At 32.8% G+C, this 18,390-nt stretch carries 19 protein-coding genes, 1 tRNA gene and 1 other RNA gene; 14 read left to right on the top strand and 7 right to left on the bottom strand.

Going from position 1 to position 18,390, the window contains the following annotated elements:
- Nucleotides 1-36 precede the first annotated feature (36 nt).
- Together fabF and acpP are read right to left on the bottom strand one after the other, a co-directional pair.
- Entirely contained in the window at nucleotides 37-1,281 is a 1,245-nt protein-coding gene (gene fabF, locus EU91_RS00665; protein ID WP_032525120.1) for a beta-ketoacyl-ACP synthase II, read from the bottom strand.
- 6 nt (nucleotides 1,282-1,287) lie between these two features.
- Nucleotides 1,288-1,527 carry an acyl carrier protein gene (gene acpP / locus EU91_RS00670; protein ID WP_002808065.1) on the bottom strand — a complete coding sequence of 80 codons (240 nt, stop codon included), beginning with the start codon at nucleotides 1,525-1,527 and terminating at the stop codon, nucleotides 1,288-1,290.
- A gap of 133 nt (nucleotides 1,528-1,660) precedes the next feature.
- On the opposite strand from acpP, the gene psaC reads away from it, so the two are divergent.
- Nucleotides 1,661-1,906, top strand: coding sequence for a photosystem I iron-sulfur center protein PsaC (gene psaC / locus EU91_RS0108890; RefSeq protein ID WP_007099573.1), 246 nt, complete (start codon nucleotides 1,661-1,663; stop codon nucleotides 1,904-1,906).
- 80 nt (nucleotides 1,907-1,986) lie between these two features.
- On the top strand, nucleotides 1,987-3,882 hold the full coding sequence (glmS, locus tag EU91_RS00675; protein WP_032525119.1) for a glutamine--fructose-6-phosphate transaminase (isomerizing): 1,896 nt from the start codon (nucleotides 1,987-1,989) through the stop codon (nucleotides 3,880-3,882).
- A gap of 24 nt (nucleotides 3,883-3,906) precedes the next feature.
- Here glmS and rimM read toward each other — a convergent pair whose 3' ends face one another.
- A complete protein-coding gene (gene rimM, locus EU91_RS00680) occupies nucleotides 3,907-4,452 on the bottom strand; it encodes a ribosome maturation factor RimM (RefSeq protein ID WP_032525118.1) in 546 nt (181 codons plus the stop codon).
- A gap of 24 nt (nucleotides 4,453-4,476) precedes the next feature.
- Here rimM and EU91_RS00685 point away from each other — a divergent pair, with 24 nt between their 5' ends.
- Nucleotides 4,477-4,662, top strand: coding sequence for an NAD(P)H dehydrogenase subunit NdhS (locus EU91_RS00685; protein WP_032525117.1), 186 nt, complete (start codon nucleotides 4,477-4,479; stop codon nucleotides 4,660-4,662).
- A gap of 3 nt (nucleotides 4,663-4,665) precedes the next feature.
- Here EU91_RS00685 and EU91_RS00690 read toward each other — a convergent pair whose 3' ends face one another.
- Nucleotides 4,666-5,415: a ribonuclease III family protein gene (locus EU91_RS00690; protein ID WP_032525116.1), complete on the bottom strand. Its 750-nt coding sequence runs from the start codon at nucleotides 5,413-5,415 to the stop codon at nucleotides 4,666-4,668.
- Nucleotides 5,416-5,436: 21 nt separating this feature from the next.
- Nucleotides 5,437-5,817, bottom strand: an RNA gene (gene rnpB, locus EU91_RS08970) — RNase P RNA component class A.
- Nucleotides 5,818-5,855: 38 nt separating this feature from the next.
- Here rnpB and EU91_RS00695 point away from each other — a divergent pair.
- The 3 genes from EU91_RS00695 to EU91_RS00705 all read left to right on the top strand — a co-directional run bounded on the left by EU91_RS00695 (nucleotide 5,856) and on the right by EU91_RS00705 (nucleotide 6,827).
- A tRNA-Arg gene (locus tag EU91_RS00695) sits at nucleotides 5,856-5,929 on the top strand.
- A gap of 78 nt (nucleotides 5,930-6,007) precedes the next feature.
- A complete protein-coding gene (locus EU91_RS00700) occupies nucleotides 6,008-6,340 on the top strand; it encodes a hypothetical protein (RefSeq protein ID WP_032525115.1) in 333 nt (110 codons plus the stop codon).
- Between the two features lie 31 nt (nucleotides 6,341-6,371).
- Nucleotides 6,372-6,827, top strand: coding sequence for a hypothetical protein (locus EU91_RS00705; RefSeq protein ID WP_032525114.1), 456 nt, complete (start codon nucleotides 6,372-6,374; stop codon nucleotides 6,825-6,827).
- Here EU91_RS00705 and EU91_RS00710 read toward each other — a convergent pair.
- Nucleotides 6,820-9,366, bottom strand: a complete 2,547-nt coding sequence (locus EU91_RS00710; RefSeq protein WP_032525113.1) for a glycogen/starch/alpha-glucan phosphorylase — start codon at nucleotides 9,364-9,366, stop codon at nucleotides 6,820-6,822. The genes EU91_RS00705 and EU91_RS00710 overlap by 8 nt on opposite strands.
- 150 nt (nucleotides 9,367-9,516) lie before the next feature.
- Here EU91_RS00710 and EU91_RS00715 point away from each other — a divergent pair, with 150 nt between their 5' ends.
- From EU91_RS00715 to EU91_RS00730, 4 genes are read left to right on the top strand one after another with little or no spacing between them, the layout of a single operon-like run.
- A complete protein-coding gene (locus EU91_RS00715) occupies nucleotides 9,517-10,884 on the top strand; it encodes a cation:proton antiporter (RefSeq protein WP_032525112.1) in 1,368 nt (455 codons plus the stop codon).
- A 43-nt stretch (nucleotides 10,885-10,927) separates the two neighbouring features.
- Nucleotides 10,928-11,827, top strand: a complete 900-nt coding sequence (locus tag EU91_RS00720; RefSeq protein WP_032525110.1) for an alpha/beta fold hydrolase — start codon at nucleotides 10,928-10,930, stop codon at nucleotides 11,825-11,827.
- A 9-nt stretch (nucleotides 11,828-11,836) separates the two neighbouring features.
- Nucleotides 11,837-12,691 carry a galactose mutarotase gene (locus EU91_RS00725; protein WP_032525109.1) on the top strand — a complete coding sequence of 285 codons (855 nt, stop codon included), beginning with the start codon at nucleotides 11,837-11,839 and terminating at the stop codon, nucleotides 12,689-12,691.
- A gap of 13 nt (nucleotides 12,692-12,704) precedes the next feature.
- Nucleotides 12,705-14,060: a four-carbon acid sugar kinase family protein gene (locus EU91_RS00730; RefSeq protein WP_032525108.1), complete on the top strand. Its 1,356-nt coding sequence runs from the start codon at nucleotides 12,705-12,707 to the stop codon at nucleotides 14,058-14,060.
- Here the strand turns inward: EU91_RS00730 and EU91_RS00735 are convergent.
- Nucleotides 14,057-15,481 (bottom strand): NADP-dependent isocitrate dehydrogenase, encoded by a 1,425-nt coding sequence (locus EU91_RS00735; protein ID WP_032525107.1) that lies wholly within the window; start codon nucleotides 15,479-15,481, stop codon nucleotides 14,057-14,059. The two genes, EU91_RS00730 and EU91_RS00735, sit on opposite strands and share 4 nt — an antisense overlap.
- A gap of 210 nt (nucleotides 15,482-15,691) precedes the next feature.
- On the opposite strand from EU91_RS00735, the gene EU91_RS00740 reads away from it, so the two are divergent.
- From EU91_RS00740 to EU91_RS00755, 4 genes are read left to right on the top strand one after another with little or no spacing between them, the layout of a single operon-like run.
- Nucleotides 15,692-16,123, top strand: coding sequence for a hypothetical protein (locus EU91_RS00740; RefSeq protein ID WP_032525106.1), 432 nt, complete (start codon nucleotides 15,692-15,694; stop codon nucleotides 16,121-16,123).
- Nucleotides 16,124-16,180: 57 nt separating this feature from the next.
- Entirely contained in the window at nucleotides 16,181-16,891 is a 711-nt protein-coding gene (locus EU91_RS00745; RefSeq protein WP_032525105.1) for a heme oxygenase (biliverdin-producing), read from the top strand.
- 6 nt (nucleotides 16,892-16,897) lie between these two features.
- On the top strand, nucleotides 16,898-17,608 hold the full coding sequence (locus tag EU91_RS00750; protein ID WP_032525104.1) for a 15,16-dihydrobiliverdin:ferredoxin oxidoreductase: 711 nt from the start codon (nucleotides 16,898-16,900) through the stop codon (nucleotides 17,606-17,608).
- A complete protein-coding gene (locus EU91_RS00755; RefSeq protein ID WP_032525103.1) occupies nucleotides 17,609-18,370 on the top strand; it encodes a phycoerythrobilin:ferredoxin oxidoreductase in 762 nt (253 codons plus the stop codon).
- The last annotated feature ends 20 nt before the right edge of the window (nucleotides 18,371-18,390 follow it).

Genomic DNA, 18,390 nt, shown 5'->3' with positions numbered 1-18,390 from the left:
AAATAAGTTAAGTTGGAAATACAGAGTTGGTTGTCTTCAATTCATTTTGCTGAAAGCAAGGCAAACATTGTGACCACCAAAGCCGAAAGAATTTGAAAGAGCAACTCCTACTTGAGCTTCTCTTGCATTATTAGGTACATAATCAAGATCACATTCAGGATCTGGATTGACGTAGTTAATTGTAGGAGGGATAAAATTATGTGTCAAAGAAAGTATACAAGCTACAGCTTCAATACCTCCTGAACCTCCTAGAAGATGACCAGTCATCGACTTAGTAGAGCTTACAGGAATGAGGTAAGATCTGTCTTTAAATATAGATTTAATTGCAGAAGTTTCATTTTTGTCATTAGCTGATGTACTCGTTCCGTGAGCATTTATATAATCAACTTTTTCAAGGCTAAGAGAAGCGTCTTCAATTGCTAATTTGATGGCTTCAGCGCCGCCAACCCCACCTGGAGATGGAGCAGTAATGTGATGAGCATCACATGTTGTTCCATATCCAATTATTTCTGCATAAATTCTTGCATTCCTTTTTTGAGCATTTTCTAAAGTTTCTAAAACAAGAATTCCAGATCCTTCTCCAATAACAAATCCATCTCTTTCTGCATCAAAAGGTCTACTAGCAGTTTGTGGACTGTCATTTCTGAAAGAAAGAGCTTTGGCACTAGCAAATCCAGCTACACCTAAAGGCGTAATACTTGCTTCTGCTCCTCCACAGATCATTGCATCTGCCTTTCCAAGTTGAAGTAATCTAAAAGAATCACCAATAGCATTTGAACCGGCTGCGCAGGCGGTTGAAATAGAGGAACTTGGTCCTTTTGCACCCAAAGCAATTGCAGCTAATCCAGTCGCCATGTTTGGAATCATCATTGGGACTGTAAATGGACTTACTCTTTTAGGTCCTTTATGACTGAGAATTTGAGCTTGACTTTCCATAGTTAGTAAGCCTCCAACACCAGAGCCAATTATTACTCCAATTCTTGCTGAATTAGATTCAGTAATTTCAAGTCCAGAATCACTAAAGGCTTGCTTTGCAGCAATAACTCCAAACTGGGAAAAACGATCCCATCTTTTGGATTCTTTAGTTTCAATAAAATTTTCAGATTGAAGATTTTTAACTTCCGCTGCAAATTTGCAAGGATGTTGTTCGGGATTAAAGAGAGTAATATCTGAAACCCCATTAATACCTTTTTGAAGACTAACTAAATATTCATCAATGTTATTACCAATTGGAGTTACTGCTCCAATTCCTGTAATAACTACTCGATGGAAATTTGGCATCCTTGATTAACCTTTTTTTTCTTCGATGAATTTTACTGCATCGCCAACCGTTGCTATTCCTTCAGCTGCTTCATCAGGAATTTCAATGTCAAATGCCTCTTCAAGAGCCATAACTAATTCGACGGTATCAAGAGAATCTGCCCCTAAATCATTTTGGAAATTTGAATCAGATTTAACTTCTCCTGCCTCGACACTCAATTGTTCTGAAACGATGGAGCAAACTTTTTCTAGGATTTCTTGTGACATAGTTTATTTAAATAACTAAATTATCTATATGATTTTATGCCCTAGAGTTAACAAGAGTGAAGCATATCTTAATTTTTTTAATTTCTTTGTAAGACAATAGTATTATAAGACGAGGTTCAAAAGACAATTTTCCATGTCACACGCAGTTAAAATTTATGACACTTGCATTGGATGTACCCAATGTGTAAGGGCTTGCCCACTGGATGTTTTAGAGATGGTTCCATGGGATGGCTGTAAAGCTGGCCAAATTGCGTCATCGCCAAGAACTGAAGATTGCGTAGGTTGTAAGAGATGCGAAACTGCTTGTCCTACAGATTTCTTAAGTATTCGTGTTTATTTAGGAGATGAAACCTCTAGGAGTATGGGATTAGCATACTAATTGACATAGTGCAGTTTTAAGAGAGTCCATGTTTTAAAAATACTTATTTTTTTTCAAATATAATTGGAAAAAAAAAATGTATGTGTGGAATAGTTGCTGTAACAGGTTATAAAAAAGCTTTACCATTATTAATTAATGGATTAGAAAAACTTGAATATAGAGGATATGACTCTGCGGGTATTGCAGTAATCAACTCTGAAACAAATTCTATTATTTGTAACAAAGCAGAGGGAAAACTTAAGAACTTAATCAAAAATCTTAACGAAGAAAATATCCCAGGAACTGTTGGTATAGGTCATACTAGATGGGCAACTCATGGAAAACCTGAGGTTAAAAATGCCCATCCTCATATCGATAGTTCAGGAACTATAGCCGTTGTTCAAAATGGCATAATTGAAAATTTCCAAGATTTAAAAAATAAACTTGAGAAAGAGGGCACTATTTTCAATTCTGATACAGATACCGAGGTAATTCCTCATCTAATTAAAAGAGAATTAAATACATTAAGTAAACTTAACCTTGAGAATAATGGCTCAACATTATTAGTGGCCGTGAGAAATGTTTTATCTGATCTAGAAGGATCTTATGCCTTAGCCGTTTTATGGTCTGATGCTCCAACCTCTCTGGTAGTTGCGAGAAGACAAGCACCTTTGATTATTGGTTTGGGAGAAGGGGAATTTATCTGTGCAAGTGATACACCAGCCATTGCAAATTTTACAAATATTATTTTGCCTTTGGAGGATGAAGAAATAGCTTTGTTGACTCCTCTTGGAATAGAAATTTATGACATAAACAATGAGAGACAATATCGAAATCCAGTTTCTCTAAAAGTTTCAGAGCAAGTAATGGATAAGATGAATTTTAAACACTATATGTTAAAAGAGATATATGATCAGCCACAGACTGCAAAAAACTGGTTGGAAAATTATTTGATTCAAAACTTAGACGATGGCAAATATCAAATTAATTATCCTTTTGATACAAAGTTTTTTGAATCAATTGAGAGAATTGAAATTATTGCTTGTGGAACTAGTAAACATGCTGCAATGGTTGGCAGCTTTTTATTAGAGCAATTTTCAGGTATCCCCACAAATGTCTTTTACGCAAGTGAATTTCGATATTCACCACCACCTCTGCTCCCAAACACATTAACTATTGGAGTCACTCAATCTGGAGAAACTGCTGATACGATTGCAGCTATCGATATGGAAATTAAAAGGAGGTCTTCGATTGAAGATAAAAATTTTAAACCTAATCTTATTGCAATAACAAATAGAAAAGAAAGCTCGATAGGAAGGCTGGTTCTTAACATAGTAGATATTTGTGCAGGAATAGAAGTGGGAGTTGCAGCAACTAAAACTTTTTTTGCTCAGTTACTTTCTTTTTATGGATTAGCTATAAAATTTGCGGAAATTAAAGGAAGTCAAAGCTCAGATGAAATAAGTCAATTAATAACTGAACTTATAAAACTACCACCATTAATAGAAGATCTTTTAGAACAACACAATAAATCTTCAGAAAAGCTAGCACATGATTTTTTTAATATTAAAGATGTTATTTTTTTAGGAAGAGGTATAAATTATCCTATTGCTCTTGAAGGAGCATTAAAACTCAAAGAAATTAGTTATATTCATGCCGCTGGGTATCCAGCTGGAGAAATGAAACATGGTCCAATAGCTTTGTTAGATAAAAAAGTACCTGTAATTTCTATTGCCTCACCTGGTGAAGTTTTCGATAAAGTTATAAGTAATGCTCAAGAAGCAAAAGCTAGAGATTCATATTTGATTGGGATAGCTCCTGAATGTAATGGAACGGAAATTTTTGATTATTTAATGAAAGTTCCTTCCTCTAATGAATGGATTTCACCTTTGCTTAACGTAGTGCCTTTACAATTATTGAGTTACCATATTGCTGCTCATAGAGGACTTGATGTAGATCAACCAAGAAATTTAGCAAAAAGCGTAACAGTGGAATAATTTGTTTATTTCAAATTTTTATTTTTAAATATATAGCTCTAAAAGTCCACTTGGAGGATTGATAATTAGAAAATTATTTTTTATATCTACTGATGGGACTATTTCTTTAACAAATGGTATTAGAACTTTTTTTTGATTTTTAAATAATTCAATAACAAGTAAATTATTTTTCTCATTTTCTAAATTAATGACTTTTCCAATTATTTTTAATTCATTATTTTCTAAAATCTTGACTTTGAGATCTATAAGTTCTAACAAGTGGAATTCTTCCTTTTTTAAATTAGGTAGATTATCACTCTTTACAAGAATTTTAAATTTTTTAAGTTGCTCTGCAAGATTTCTAGTATTTATTCCTTGGATCTTAATTATAAAAGTTTCTTTACCAGGCTGTTTGAAACCAGATATAAGTTCTATTTTTGAAGGAGGTTCATTTTCTTTTTGCAACCATCTTATTCCTGGCTTTAAAAATCTTTCATCAAAATCACTTAGAGATTTAACCTTTACCTGTCCATTAATTCCATGACATGATGTTATCAATCCAACGATTAACCATTCATTTTTATTTATCATGTATTGTATTAGAAAGATTGTCTTATGGAATTATCTACTAAACCCATACTCCCCGGTTCTTTTGTTGTTGTTAAAGACAATAATTCTATATACAGAGGATATAAAGGATTCGTACAAAGAGTTACAAACAAAAGAGCAGCTGTTCTTTTTGAAGGGGGTAATTGGGATAAACTCATAACTTTTCAGCTAAATAATTTAGAAATAGTATAAAAATTAGATTTTACCTGTAGTTATAAATTTTTCTATCAAAACTCTAGCTGCATTAGTTTCTGCTTGTTTATGGGATTTGCCGAAGGCAGATGATTCTTTTAATCCTTCGATAAATACATCGCAAGAAAATCTCTTAGGGTCCCCATTTTTATTTGAGACTTCAATTATTTTATAGACTGGCAAATCCAAACCTTTACTTTGACACCACTCTTGCAATACTGTCTTAGATTTGAACTTATATGGGGCTTTTAAAAATATTTCTGAATCTTCTTCCCAAATATCATCTAACCAAAGATTTACTTCCTCAATTGAATTAAAGCACTTATAAACAGCACCGATTAAAGCTTCTGTGGCTTCGCCTGTAATAGTTTTTTTTGAATTTTCATCACCAAGAGCTTTAGGTCCTTTAATTATTAATTTCTCTATATCAATTTTTTCCCCTAATTTAGTTAACCATTCATCACTTACAATTTGTGCTCTTAGCTCTGATCTCTCTCCTACATTCATTTGAGGATATTTTTTTTCAATAAAGTTAGAAGCAGCTAATCTGAGTACTGCATCTCCGAAAAATTCTAGTTTTTCGTAGTTTATTATTTTGTCCTCCGAGGAATGGATAAATGCTCTATTGAAATCTTCAATTATTGAAATATTTTGTGATCTAATTAATTCAGTAAATCTTTTTGATTTTATATTTAAAGACTGTAAAAAAGTAGTTATTTGATTAATTCTTTTTGCGTTAATTATATTTGTCATTTGATTTCAATGATCACAACAATTAGAAAGCAGGTCATAAGCCGGGTTCTGTTCATCTTAATTAAGATGGGCAATCATCTATCTAGGACTCGAATTACTTCGCAGTCTCAAGCGGCACTTAAAAGTAGATTGTTTAATGGTCATAAATCTACTAAGCCTTGCTCCCAGCCGGGGTTTACCTAGCCAACACCTCTCAATGTTGCTGGTGCGCTCTTACCGCACCCTTGCACCCTTGCCATACAATAAAGTATTAGGCGGTATGTTTCTGTGGCACTATCCTCACGGTTACCCGCACTGGGAATTACCCAGCAAGCCTGACCATGTGGGAGCCCGGACTTTCCTCAAGAAAGTTTTATTTTGGAAACAAAATAAAACTTTCTTGCGATTGCCTCTCCTGCTTTCATCTAGCATAATGCGTAATACTCTAAAAATCATCTATTGGGGCTGTAGCTCAGCAGGATAGAGCAACGGTTTCCTAAACCGTAGGTCGTGGGTTCGACTCCCGCCAGTCCCGTAAAAGTAAAAAACTATATGTAGTATATGTGCAAACTTGCTACTCTCTAGCTAGCGTATAGTTAGTAATAAATCTTTTATGGCTAAGTTGCATGATATGCGTTTAAAGCTCTTAATTCAACAAGAGCATGAACTCATTTCTAAATCCCAACCTAATGATTTAGATCTTTCAATAGTTCAAGCAAGATGCCTGTGCTGGCTTGCCTTATTGGCGGAATCTCATGAAGACCAAGCAAATGATGCTGAAAAAAGAGGAGATACCGAGCAAGCAATGGGTTGGTTTGCTGATTCTATGAGACTAAGAGATGTCATTAATTTGGTTACTAGTATTGAGATACCTTTGCCAGATAGTCCAGACTCACTTGATGAAAATGACGAATTATTGGATGGCCCTCCAATTTTGCCCAAATAGTGAGATGATGTAATAAGAATTATATTTTCTTTTGACTGAAGAACCATGTCAATGCTCTGATTGTCAGAGATTTTACAAAGAGCATGATCGTTTGATTAGAGAATTTCCTACTTTTAAGCAGCAACAAGAATTGAATTGGGCATCTATTCAATCTTTTAGAACTCTTTGTACAAAGATTACTGATGATTTGCAGAAAGAATTATCTGAAAGAGAAACAAATGGTGATATAAATTCAGAAGAAAAACATATTTCTGATTTAGAAATTTCTGAAGCTTTAGATGAACTTGAAAGTGTTAACGCCTATTTATATTCAATTGAAGCATTAATGGAAAGAATATTTGATACAAAAATTTCAAACAATGTAGAAACAAAATTTAGAGAAATTGCAAAAGAATTAGCTCCAGATCCATTAAATATGGATAGATTAATTTTAAATAGATTATTTCATCAAACGCCAGATTCACCAGATAAGAAAAATATTAATTAGTCAATTCTTCAACGTCGCAAGTAATTTCAACTGGCATTGGAGAAACTTTCCAAATAGACTTACAGTATTCTCTAATAGATCTATCTGAAGAAAAATATCCTGATCTAGCAGTATTTAATAACGCCATTTTATTCCAAGATTTTTTGTTATTCCAGCATTCACTGACCACTTCTTGTTTATTTAAGTAGTCTTCAAAGTCAGCCATAACAAAAAATGGGTCATGTCCAGTCAAACTATTTAATAAAGGTTTAAATAATTCTTTATCGCCATTGCTAAAGTGCCCAATTTCAATTAAGCGTATAACCTCTTGAAGCTCTGGACATTGCTCAATAAAAGTTTTTGGAGAGTAATTATTATTTTTTAAATCCATAATTTCGCTTTCAGTTTTACCAAAAAGAAAGAAATTTTCTTTTTTCACAAGATCTCTTAATTCCACATTAGCGCCATCTAGGGTTCCAATCGTTAAAGCTCCATTCATGGCAAACTTCATATTTCCAGTTCCAGATGCTTCTTTTCCAGCAGTTGAAATCTGTTCTGAAAGATCCGTTGCGGGATATACGATTTCTCCGAGTTTAACGTTATAGTCTGGTAAAAAAACAACTCTTAATAAACCATCCATGTCTGGATCAGAATTAACTACATCAGCAATACCGTTAATAAATCTAATCATTAACTTTGCCATAAAGTAGCCTGGTGCAGCTTTACCTCCGAATATTATTGTTCTGGGGACTTGGTGCTTGTTTGTACCATTTTTGATTCTTAAATATTGAGCAATAATTTGTAGGGCGTTTAAATGTTGCCTCTTATATTGATGAATTCTTTTAACTTGAACATCAAATAAACTTGATGGATCTACAAGTATGCCAGTTTTCGAATGGATAAAACTAGCTAATTTTCTTTTGCCATTTAGTTTAGTTTCCTCAAATTTCTGCAAAAAATTGTTGTCATCTTTTTTTTCTTCTAACTTCTTAAGAAGTTCCATGTTTGTTATCCAATTTGGACCAACTTCTTCTTCTAAAAGGTTAGATAATGATGGATTAGATAGTGCAACCCATCTCCGTGGGGTAACCCCATTAGTAACATTTGTAAATTTTTCAGGCCATAGAGCAGCGAATTCAGGAAGAAGTTGTCTCTTTATAAGGTCTGAGTGAAGAGCAGCAACTCCATTTATATGATGTGCACCAATTGTAGCCAAATGGGCCATCCGAACTGATTTGGAGCCTTCTTCATCAATTATTGATAGTTTTTGAAGGATTTTGTCATCTCCAGGATAACGTAGTCTTAATTGTTGTAGAAATCTCCAATTAATTTCATAAATGATTTCAAGATGACGAGGAAGAAGATCATTAAATAACCCTAAATCCCATTTCTCTAAAGCTTCTGGTAGTAAAGTATGATTGGTATAAGCAACGGAGGAAGTTGTTATATTCCAAGCTTTATCCCAACCTATTTGATATTGGTCAATAAGAAGTCGCATTAATTCCGCAACTGCAATAGCTGGATGTGTATCATTCAATTGAACTGTCCAATGTTTAGGAAATTCTGTTATTGATATTGATCTTTTTTCAAGGCTTCTCAGCATATCCTGAAGAGAACAACTTACAAAAAAGTGTTGTTGTTTAAGTCTTAATCTTCTACCTTCGTCAGTTCCATCGTTTGGATATAGAACTTTTGAAAGAGTTTCAGATGCAACTTTTTCTTCAACTGCACCATAATAATCACCAATATTAAATGCATAAAAGTCAAAACTTTCTGTAGCATCAGCTCTCCATAATCTTAATCTGTCACATGTATTTACTCTGTATCCTAAAACTGGGACATCATGGGGAACTCCAATCGCATGTTCTGAGGGGATCCATCTTGATCTGTAATTTCCTTTATCATCTCTATAACTTTCGGTTCTCCCTCCAAAACCAACAAAACATGATTCGTCCGGTTGTGGAAGTTCCCATGGCCATCCACCTTTTAACCATTTGTCAGTTACTTCGACTTGCCAACCGTCTCTAATCAATTGATTAAATATACCAAATTCATATCTTATGCCATAACCAACAGCTGGAACTTGAAGAGATGCTAATGATTCCATGTAACATGCTGCAAGTCTGCCAAGTCCACCATTCCCTAAACCAGGCTCCTCTTCAACTTCAAGAATTGTTGACAATGATTCAATGCCAAACCTTTTTAAAGCATCTTCTGCTTCTTGAGTTATCCCCAGATTGAGAAGGTTATTACTTAATTGCGGACCTATTAAAAATTCTGCTGATAAGTAAGCGACTGTTTTTTGTGGTTTTTTTCTTATTACTTCTTGGCTGGCTAAATATCTTGTCATTAGCCTATCTTTAACCGCATAACTTAAAGCCATGTACAAGTCGTGGGGACTTGCGGAAGTAGCTAACTTCCCGAGAGTATAAAAAAGATGGGCTGTCATTCCTTGGAAAACAGCATCTGAATCCATGCCAGCTTTCTCAGGATCTAAGTAGCAGCCTGGGGTAGGCAAACGTAGATCAAAGGGTTCGTTGGTGTTCATTGGATTAGCCATATAACAGACAATAGCCATTTTTAGGAAAATTTCTTTGTTGTAACTTCAGATCCACACTTGTTGAGTATTTTTGCTTTTTTCTTACATATTTCTTAAAGTGGGCCCTCAATAAACTATCTTCCAGTTAGGTAGTTTATTTTTTACACTTAAATGTACTCTTTAATTGCTGAATTAAGTGCACATGATTTGGAAGTTGCTGAAACGTTAATAGGAGTTATAAGATTTTTATTGATCTTTTTAGCAGCAAGAGCATTAGCAGAAGTATTGGTAAGACTAAGTTTACCAACGATTGTAGGTGAGCTTCTTGCAGGGGTTGTAATAGGAGCATCAGGATTCCATTTATTGATACCGCCTTCGGCTGGCACTGAACTAAATGAGGGACTCGTAAATGTTATTAGTTCATTAGCTTCAATACCTCCGGAAGCAGTACCTGATGTTTATTTCGAAAGCTTTCCCTCACTCCAAGCAGTAGCAACCCTTGGTTTATATGCACTTTTATTTTTAACAGGATTAGAAAGTGAGTTAGAGGAACTGGTAGCGGTCGGTGCACAGGCTTTTACTGTTGCTATGGCTGGGGTAATTTTACCGTTTGCTTTTGGAACTCTTGGATTAATGTTTATTTTCCAAGTAGATTTAATTCCAGCAGTTTTTGCTGGAGCATCTATGACAGCAACAAGTATAGGAATTACTGCAAGTGTTTTCGGTGAATTAGGATATTTGAAAACTAGAGAAGGACAGATTGTTATTGGTGCAGCAGTCTTAGATGATATTTTAGGAATTGTTATTCTGGCAGTTGTTGTGGCGCTTGCTGCAGGAGGTTCTTTAGAAATTGCTCCTATTGTTAAATTAGTTGCGGCAGCGGTGGTATTTGTTATTGCTGCTATCGCGCTAAGTCGAACAGCAGCACCAGGATTTGATTGGTTGTTAGATAGATTGAAAGCTCCTGGTGCTGTGGTCGTGGCATCTTTTGTGATACTTGTACTGTGTTGTTTTGTTGCAACAGCAATTGGATTGGAAGCAGCTTTGGGTGCTTTTGCAGCTGGTTTAATTCTTAGTAGTTCTAAAAATAATCACGCAATTCAACAATCTGTTTTACCCCTTGTATCCTTATTTGCAACAATTTTCTTCGTCTTAGTGGGAGCTGGAATGGATTTATCAGTTATCAATCCACTTGATCCAACAAGTAGGTCAGCTTTGGTAGTCGCAGGATTTTTATTAGTTGTAGCAATTATTGGAAAAATTGCGGCAGGATGGGTATTTTCAAGTGATAAACCTACAAATAGATTAGTTGTAGGCTTGGGTATGATGCCTAGAGGAGAGGTTGGTTTAATTTTTCTTGGACTAGGAACAAGCGCTAAGTTGTTAACTCCTTCTCTTGAAGCAGCTATTTTATTAATGGTTATAGGAACTACATTTCTTGCACCTGTTCTCTTGAGAATTGTTCTAAAAGATAAGCCACCAAATGATGGCAATAAAATTTCAGATGATGTTGCAGCTGATCCTGTAGGTCTTCTTTAAGAAATAATTTTATTAGTATTAATTAATATAGTATTTTCATTAAATGGAAAAATCAGCTCTGATAGATAGTGATGTAAATTATGACTGGAATTTTTTAAATTACCCAATACATACTATTTCTGCTAAGCCTGAGCAAAAATCAAAAGAATGTGCAATTTTATTAATTCATGGTTTCGGGGCCTCTACGGATCATTGGAGATTCAATATCCCTATTTTGAGTAGCAAATATGAAGTTCATGCGATGGATCTTCTCGGTTTTGGAAAAAGTCCTAAGCCCCAAGATGTTGAATACTCAGGATCTTTATGGAAGGATCAGGTTGTTGCTTATGTAAAAGAGAAAATAAAAAAACCCACAATTGTTGTTGGAAATTCATTAGGTGGTTATGCAGCATTAGCAGCTGGTGCAGAATTAAATGATCTAAATGCAGGAGTGATATTACTTAATGCTGCAGGTTATTTTAGTGAAGAAAAAACTATCAAAAAGAATATGTTGCAAACTTCAATTGAAACAGTTGCCGGCATATTTTTGAAAAATATTGTTCTTCAACGTTTGATTTTTGAGAATATGAGAAATCCAAAAAATATAAAAAAAACTTTGAATCAAGTTTATGTTGATAAAAAAAATGTTGATGATTTTTTAGTTGAGTCAATAAGGAAGCCTTCATTAGATTTCGGAGCTTTTAATGTTTTTAGAAGTGTATTTAACCCATCAGGTCCTCAGGGATTGCCGTTGGATAAGCTATTCGCAAAACTAAATGCACCATTATTACTTCTTTGGGGAGGGAAAGATCCATGGATGAACACTCCAAAAAAAAGAAATCTATATAAAAAATTTACACCAAAGAATACAAAAGAAATAATTCTTGATGCAGGACATTGCCCTCATGATGAGATACCTGAATTAGTTAATCAGCATATTTTGGAATGGGTTGATTCTCTTTAAGTAATAATCGTGAAACTTGAATTATCTAATAAGGACCAAGGAATTTTTGTCTTTCAATTAGATAAAAATAATTACATTAAATTTTGTCCTGAAAGAGGAGGCCTTATTACAAATTGGGTGTCGGATGGTAATGAAATACTTTATTTCGATGAAAAAAGATTCATGGACAAGACAAAAAGTATTAGGGGAGGCATTCCAACCCTGTTCCCAATTTGTGGAAATCTCAATACCTCTAGTTCAGTATTTGGAAACGGTTATTTGCAATTACCACAACATGGTTTCGCTAGGGATTTGCAATGGCAATACTCCTTTAGTGAAAATGAAAAATTTTTATGCTTATTCTTAAATTCATCAAAAAAAACCAAAAAATATTATCCTTTCGATTTCGAACTAAAAATAGAAGTCATCTTAAAAATTAACTGTTTAGAATTTGAAATTACAATCCAGAACAAAACAGACATTGCTATGCCTATAAACTTTGGTTTGCATCCTTATTTCAATGTTTCAGATTTCAAAAATTTAGAGTTTGTTGATAATCCACTTAATTGTCAGGATCAAGAAAGAAATACTATAAGTAATACTTTGGATGAATTAAACAAAATTAATTTAGGAGTTGATCTACTTATGTATACTTCGGGTAGAAGCTCTTTTCGAGATAAATTTTTTAAAAGAGAGGTAACTTTAAATCATCCATATCCTTTTGATTTAGGCGTTATTTGGAGTGATCCTCCAAGAAGAATGATATGTCTTGAACCTTGGACTAGTCCCCGAAATTCTTTTGTTGATGGATTTAGAAACATTATGATTCCTTCAAATGATAGTAAAAGGTTAAATGCCTCAATACAAATAAAATCTCTTAAGTAATTTTGCAGTACTTATGAAATTTGTCGTTATAGATGATGATCCCACAGGCTCTCAAACTGTTCACGATTGTTTATTACTGCTTAAGTGGGACTGCTCAACTTTAGCTAAAGGTTTTGAATCTAAATCTAATTTATTTTTTATCTTGGCTAATACAAGGTCACTTTCGGAAAATGATGCGAAATTAACAATAGAGGAAATTTGCAAAAATCTTAAGACTGTAATTACTTCTCAAGCCTATGAAGAAGAAATTATTTTTATAAGTAGAGGAGACTCTACTCTTCGAGGACATAACTATTTAGAGCCAAGTGCTCTAAATAGTTGCTTAGGTCCTTTTGATGCTACTTTTCATATTCCAGCTTTCATAGAAGGTAAAAGATTCACAATTAATGGATCTCATTTTGTTGATAAAACTCCTATTAGTCAAACAATTTTTGCAACAGATAAAATTTTTGGATATGAGACAAGTAATGTAAAGAATCTTTTATTTCAGCAGAGTAAATCGCAAATAAATTTTGAAGATATTCAAAATATTTTATTGTCAGATATCGAAATGCTAAATGATGAAGAAAATAATATTGTTTTTAAAACACTAAAGAACTTGAAGAATAATAAACATGTAGTTGTAGATGTAGAGAATTATTTTCAACTAAAAAAATTTTCTTTAGTAATTAAAAAATTAATTAAACAAAAAAAATTCCTTTTTCGAACTGCAGCAAGTTTTATAAGTTCAATTTCTGAGAAAAAAAGCGTCCCTAAGGTTGAGACATTTTTCTCAAATTTAAGAATTAGAAATAAAGAAAAGAGTTCTCTTCCAGGACTGATAATTGTTGGATCCTATGTGGAACTCTCAACACTACAATTAAATAATTTATTAGAGATAAGTAATTGCAATCCAATTGAACTAGATGTTTTTGAATTCTTTAAAATTACTTCATCAGAGACTAATCATAAGCAAAGAAATTTGTTTAAAAATAAATTTCTCAAAGAAATTAGATTTTCTTTTGAGAAAGGGAAAACTCCTGTATTGTTCACTTCAAGAAAATTTATGTCTTTAGATTATTCTGAACAATTAAATTTTTATAATTCACTTTCTTGTTTTATTTCTGAATTAGTCGCGGATTTGAAATATGAAATAGGATATTTGATTTCAAAAGGAGGAATAACAACAAATACGATTCTTAGTAATGGACTTAATGCAGATTATGTTTATCTTGAGGGACAGATTTTAACAGGCATTTCAGTGGTGACTTACAACCTGGAAAATGGCGAAAAACTTCCCATTGTTACTCATCCTGGAAACATTGGTACTAAAGATTCACTGGTTAATATTTGGAAAGTTTTTGAAAATAAAATTAATTTTTATTATTAGAAATTTGAAATAATTTCTTCTGCAAAACTGCTGCAAGATAATGGTTCTACTTTCGGTTCCATTAAACGTGCTAGATCGTAGGTGACTTTTTTTTGCTCTATTGCCTTACTTAAACCATTAGTAATTAAGTTAGCTGCCTCATTCCAACCAAAATATTCAAGCATCATTACACCACTAAGGATTACTGAGCCTGGATTTATCTTATTTAAGCCTGCATGTTTTGGTGCAGTACCGTGGGTGGCTTCGAAAATTGCTGCATTATCTCCAATATTTGCACCAGGAGCCATACCTAGGCCACCAACAATTGCTGCAGCTGCATCAGAAACATAGTCCCCATTGAGGTTTAATGTTGCGAGAATTGAATATTCTTGAGGTCGGGTTTGAATTTGTTGGAATATACTGTCAGCTATCCGATCATCAACCAGAATTAGATCTCTCCATTTCCCATCTCCATGAGAATTTGAGATTGATGCAATAACTTCTTTAATTTCTTCGCAAATAAATGCTTTTTTGTTATTTGTAAGCTTGTCAAAACCCGGTTCGATTTTTCGAGCATTATTTTCAATTGTAATTTCTGGATTTTTCTGAATATTATCTAAAATCCAGCTTTCTCTTTCTGTAATGCAATCTTCTCTAAATTCATTTACTGCTAATTCATATCCCCAATCTCTAAATGCACCTTCAGTATATTTCATAATATTCCCTTTATGTACAAGAGTCACATGCCTTTTATCTCCTGATAATCTTTTTGCATGTTCAATAGCCTTTCTAATATGCCTTTGGCTACCTGATTTACTTACTGGTTTTATTCCAATTCCTGATCCGTTTGGTATGGATCTATTTTTTAAATTTTTACTATTTGGTATTACAACGTTATTTAAGTGATTAATTAATTCAAGACAATTATTATCTTCGGCTTCCCATTCAATTCCCATGTAGATATCCTCAGTATTTTCTCTGTAAACAATAACGTCTAGATTTTGAGGATTTTTATGAGGACTTGGAGTGCCTGAATAATATTTGCATGGACGAACACAGCTATATAAGTCAAAGATTTGTCTTAATGCAACATTAAGAGATCGAATACCTCCCCCGATGGGAGTCGTTAAAGGACCTTTGATAGCCACACCGAAGTGTCTGATTGCCTCAATAGTATCTTGAGGGAGATAATTATATGTTCCATAAAGTTCACAGGCTTCATCTCCTGCATAGACTTTAAACCAATTAATTTTTCTTTCATCTCCATAGCTTTTTTTAATCGCTGAATCAAGAACGATTTGAGTAGCAGGCCAAATATCAACCCCAGTACCATCACCCCTGATAAATGGGACAATTGGATTATTAGGAACATTAGGTATGCCTTGATTAAAAGTTATTATCTCTCCTTCATTAGGTAAAGTTAATTTTTCAAATTTTGGCATAGCATTGAATTAATAAAAGATAACTCATTGAATTTCCTCGTATTGTAATTTGCAATGAGTTATTTTCTTTAAAACCTAGAAATTTATTATTCAAATGTGAATAGAGAATACTTTATTGATCAGCATTTCAACATCTTTATTAAAAGAAAAAGTAGTTAATAAGCAAGTTAAAGCAAATTATGTCATTTTCAAAAAAATACTCAGCTACTTATGAATGCGAGTTCAAATGTAAGTAATGTTGAAATAGCCAATAAAATTGCTTCTACTGCAGCTTTGTTTCGGAAATATTTTCCAGATGCAAGCGTAAGCTTTAGTCCTTGGGACAATTCAAATAATGAATCCATGCAAGATACTATTGATTTTGCGTTTCATTTCCCTGGTTGGAGTCCTCTTATTGAATGTAGAGCAATACTTTTACAATTAAGAATTGAAAATGATAATAATAACAGTGTCCCGAAATTGTTGGGAATAATAATGCGAGGTATGATTGTCCCCTCAGAGAGATGGAGAGTGGCTACCATTGGTGATTGGGAAATGACTGGCACTCATCTACCACAAAAGAAACAAAAAGATAACCTTTTTTTGGTTTGTAAAGAACTTTATAAGTTATTCTCTACAACATCCGCTGGTAACAAAAATTAGCTGTTTTATGTATTTTCCTTGTAGATTAAATACACTTACAAAAATAATTCAAAATATATGGCAGTTGCTCTTGCAGGACAATTAAGAGAAGGGACAAAAAAATCCCATACTATGGCAGAAAATACTGGCTTTGTGGCTTGTTTTTTAAAAGGAGTTGTTGAAAAAAAATCTTATAGAAAATTAATTAGTGATTTATATTTTGTTTATGAAGCTATGGAAGAAGAAATTGAAAGACTGGTCAATGAGGAACATCCCGTAATAAAACCTATAGGTTTTAAATCTTTATTCAGGAAAGAGACTCTTGTAAATGATCTTAAATTTTATTTTGGAGATAACTGGAAGAATGAAATTAATATTTCTTACTCAGCAAAAGAATATGTTGAAAGAATCCGAGAAGTTGCAAAAAATTCACCAGAGCTATTGGTTGGTCATCACTATACTCGCTATATAGGAGATTTATCAGGGGGGCAAATTTTGAAAAAGATCGCTAAAAAAGCTTTAAATTTGCAGGGAAATGATGGTTTAAATTTTTATGAGTTTGAATTAATTGCTGATGAAAAGAAATTTAAGGAAGAATATTCTCTTACTTTGAATCAACTACCAATAAATCAAGAGACTGCTGATCAAATTATTGATGAAGCTAATCAAGCTTTTACTTACAATATGAAAATGTTTAAGGAGCTTGAAGGTAACTTGATTGCTGTTTTAGGCAAGATTGTATTTAATTATATTACAAAAAAAGTAAGGAAAGGAAGCACCGAGACCTAGTAATTTATGTTTGATTCATTAGTTGATTTCCTTAAAACCAATATTGATGAATTAAATGGTCATGAAGTACAAATATCTAGCGAATTTAAAGAACATCATAATGAAGACTCAAAATATATTATTAAAAATTGGCTTTTTGCATCTCCAGAATATAGAAAGTGGAGAATAACAAGATTAGATGGTGGCACAAAACTGCAAGTGTTTAATACGGTCGCTTATCCAAATTTTGAAAGTGAAATGCCTATCTTAGGAGCTGATATTTTATGGTTTGGAACTTCTCAAAAGTTATTAGCAATACTCGATTATCAACCTTTAATTCAAGAAGGCAAGTATCTTGAAAAATATTGTTCAAGTTTAGGTAGTATTAAGAAAAAATATCCTGTATTTGATAATAATAAAATGAAGAATATATATGATCCAAAAAAGTATTTTTCCCCATGGGTAATTATATGTAGAGGAAATAAATTAAATCTTGATAGAGATTTAAATAATGTATTCTATTCATTTGTAAATAATTATTTGAAGATTTATAACTCGAATCCTGTTAATCAATTTTTAAATGCAGAGGAAATAAAGATTAATCAAATTAAATATGATAAGTACAGTTTTGAAAAAGACCCTGCAGATAAATTGTTTAAATCTTTTTTTGGAGAAAAATGGACAAAAAAATTTATCAATAAATTTCTTTTTACATTAAATAATGAGATTATCCATTGAATGTTAATACAAAATACTATTTTTTACAGGACAGATTGGAGATGGCATAATTTTCTAAAATATTTAACTAATAATTTAAGTAAATATAATTGTTTAGAAAAAATAATACCCTCGGAATATTCTTATAAAGATTCAACATATGGCTCAAAAAAATCAAAAAAAAATGTGAATCTCTCTACTTGGGGTGTAACGCATAAAAAAAGAATTAAATTCGCAAGAGCAGTGTGTATAAATAGTCCAAATTATTCTGTTTTAAATTTTTTAATTATTCCTAATACTATTTATAACGTCCCATTTTTTGGAGTAGATTTTGTTTCTCTTCCTAATAGTCATTTATTAGTATTAGATTTTCAGCCTTCATTAAAAATACAAAATCAATACAATAATGGGTTGTTAGAAAAACTTATAAAACTCAAAAATCATTGTCATTCATCTCTTCCATTAGCTGAGAAAATGTCTGCAGATGTAGCTAGATTTTTTTCTCCAGGAGTAATCTGGTCAAAATTACCAAAAGAAGAAAGAAGTGATTTTTTAATTGCTAATCAGCTTTATACCGCATTTAAGGAATATCTTGATTTGTATTTGGAAATTCTTTTCGAAAGCAAAGAAGCCAGTATTGAATTGCAAAAAGAATTAATAAATGGTCAAAATAATTATTTGCAATTTAGAAGAGATAACGATCCAGCTAGGCCAATGTTGTCGAGTTTGTTTGGTAAAGAATTTACTGAATCTTTAATTAAAGAAGTTTTATTTACTACTTAAAAGTCTTATAATTTATTGAA

This window comes from Prochlorococcus marinus str. GP2, from assembly GCF_000759885.1.
In the GTDB taxonomy this organism is placed as follows: Bacteria; Cyanobacteriota; Cyanobacteriia; order PCC-6307; family Cyanobiaceae; genus Prochlorococcus_A; species Prochlorococcus_A marinus_J.
This window is presented reverse-complemented; position numbering and strand designations above follow the sequence as displayed.

Excerpts from the sequence above, each read along its gene's own strand:
- fabF (WP_032525120.1), bottom strand. The coding sequence starts at position 1,281 with ATGCCAAATTTCCATCGAGTAGTTATTACAGGAATTGGAGCAGTAACT.
- acpP (WP_002808065.1), bottom strand. The coding sequence starts at position 1,527 with ATGTCACAAGAAATCCTAGAAAAAGTTTGCTCCATCGTTTCAGAACAA.
- psaC (WP_007099573.1), top strand. The coding sequence starts at position 1,661 with ATGTCACACGCAGTTAAAATTTATGACACTTGCATTGGATGTACCCAA.
- glmS (WP_032525119.1), top strand. The coding sequence starts at position 1,987 with ATGTGTGGAATAGTTGCTGTAACAGGTTATAAAAAAGCTTTACCATTA.
- rimM (WP_032525118.1), bottom strand. The coding sequence starts at position 4,452 with ATGATAAATAAAAATGAATGGTTAATCGTTGGATTGATAACATCATGT.
- EU91_RS00685 (WP_032525117.1), top strand. The coding sequence starts at position 4,477 with ATGGAATTATCTACTAAACCCATACTCCCCGGTTCTTTTGTTGTTGTT.
- EU91_RS00690 (WP_032525116.1), bottom strand. The coding sequence starts at position 5,415 with ATGACAAATATAATTAACGCAAAAAGAATTAATCAAATAACTACTTTT.
- EU91_RS00700 (WP_032525115.1), top strand. The coding sequence starts at position 6,008 with ATGGCTAAGTTGCATGATATGCGTTTAAAGCTCTTAATTCAACAAGAG.
- EU91_RS00710 (WP_032525113.1), bottom strand. The coding sequence starts at position 9,366 with ATGGCTAATCCAATGAACACCAACGAACCCTTTGATCTACGTTTGCCT.
- EU91_RS00715 (WP_032525112.1), top strand. The coding sequence starts at position 9,517 with ATGTACTCTTTAATTGCTGAATTAAGTGCACATGATTTGGAAGTTGCT.
- EU91_RS00720 (WP_032525110.1), top strand. The coding sequence starts at position 10,928 with ATGGAAAAATCAGCTCTGATAGATAGTGATGTAAATTATGACTGGAAT.
- EU91_RS00730 (WP_032525108.1), top strand. The coding sequence starts at position 12,705 with ATGAAATTTGTCGTTATAGATGATGATCCCACAGGCTCTCAAACTGTT.
- EU91_RS00735 (WP_032525107.1), bottom strand. The coding sequence starts at position 15,481 with ATGCCAAAATTTGAAAAATTAACTTTACCTAATGAAGGAGAGATAATA.
- EU91_RS00740 (WP_032525106.1), top strand. The coding sequence starts at position 15,692 with ATGAATGCGAGTTCAAATGTAAGTAATGTTGAAATAGCCAATAAAATT.
- EU91_RS00745 (WP_032525105.1), top strand. The coding sequence starts at position 16,181 with ATGGCAGTTGCTCTTGCAGGACAATTAAGAGAAGGGACAAAAAAATCC.
- EU91_RS00750 (WP_032525104.1), top strand. The coding sequence starts at position 16,898 with ATGTTTGATTCATTAGTTGATTTCCTTAAAACCAATATTGATGAATTA.
- EU91_RS00755 (WP_032525103.1), top strand. The coding sequence starts at position 17,609 with ATGTTAATACAAAATACTATTTTTTACAGGACAGATTGGAGATGGCAT.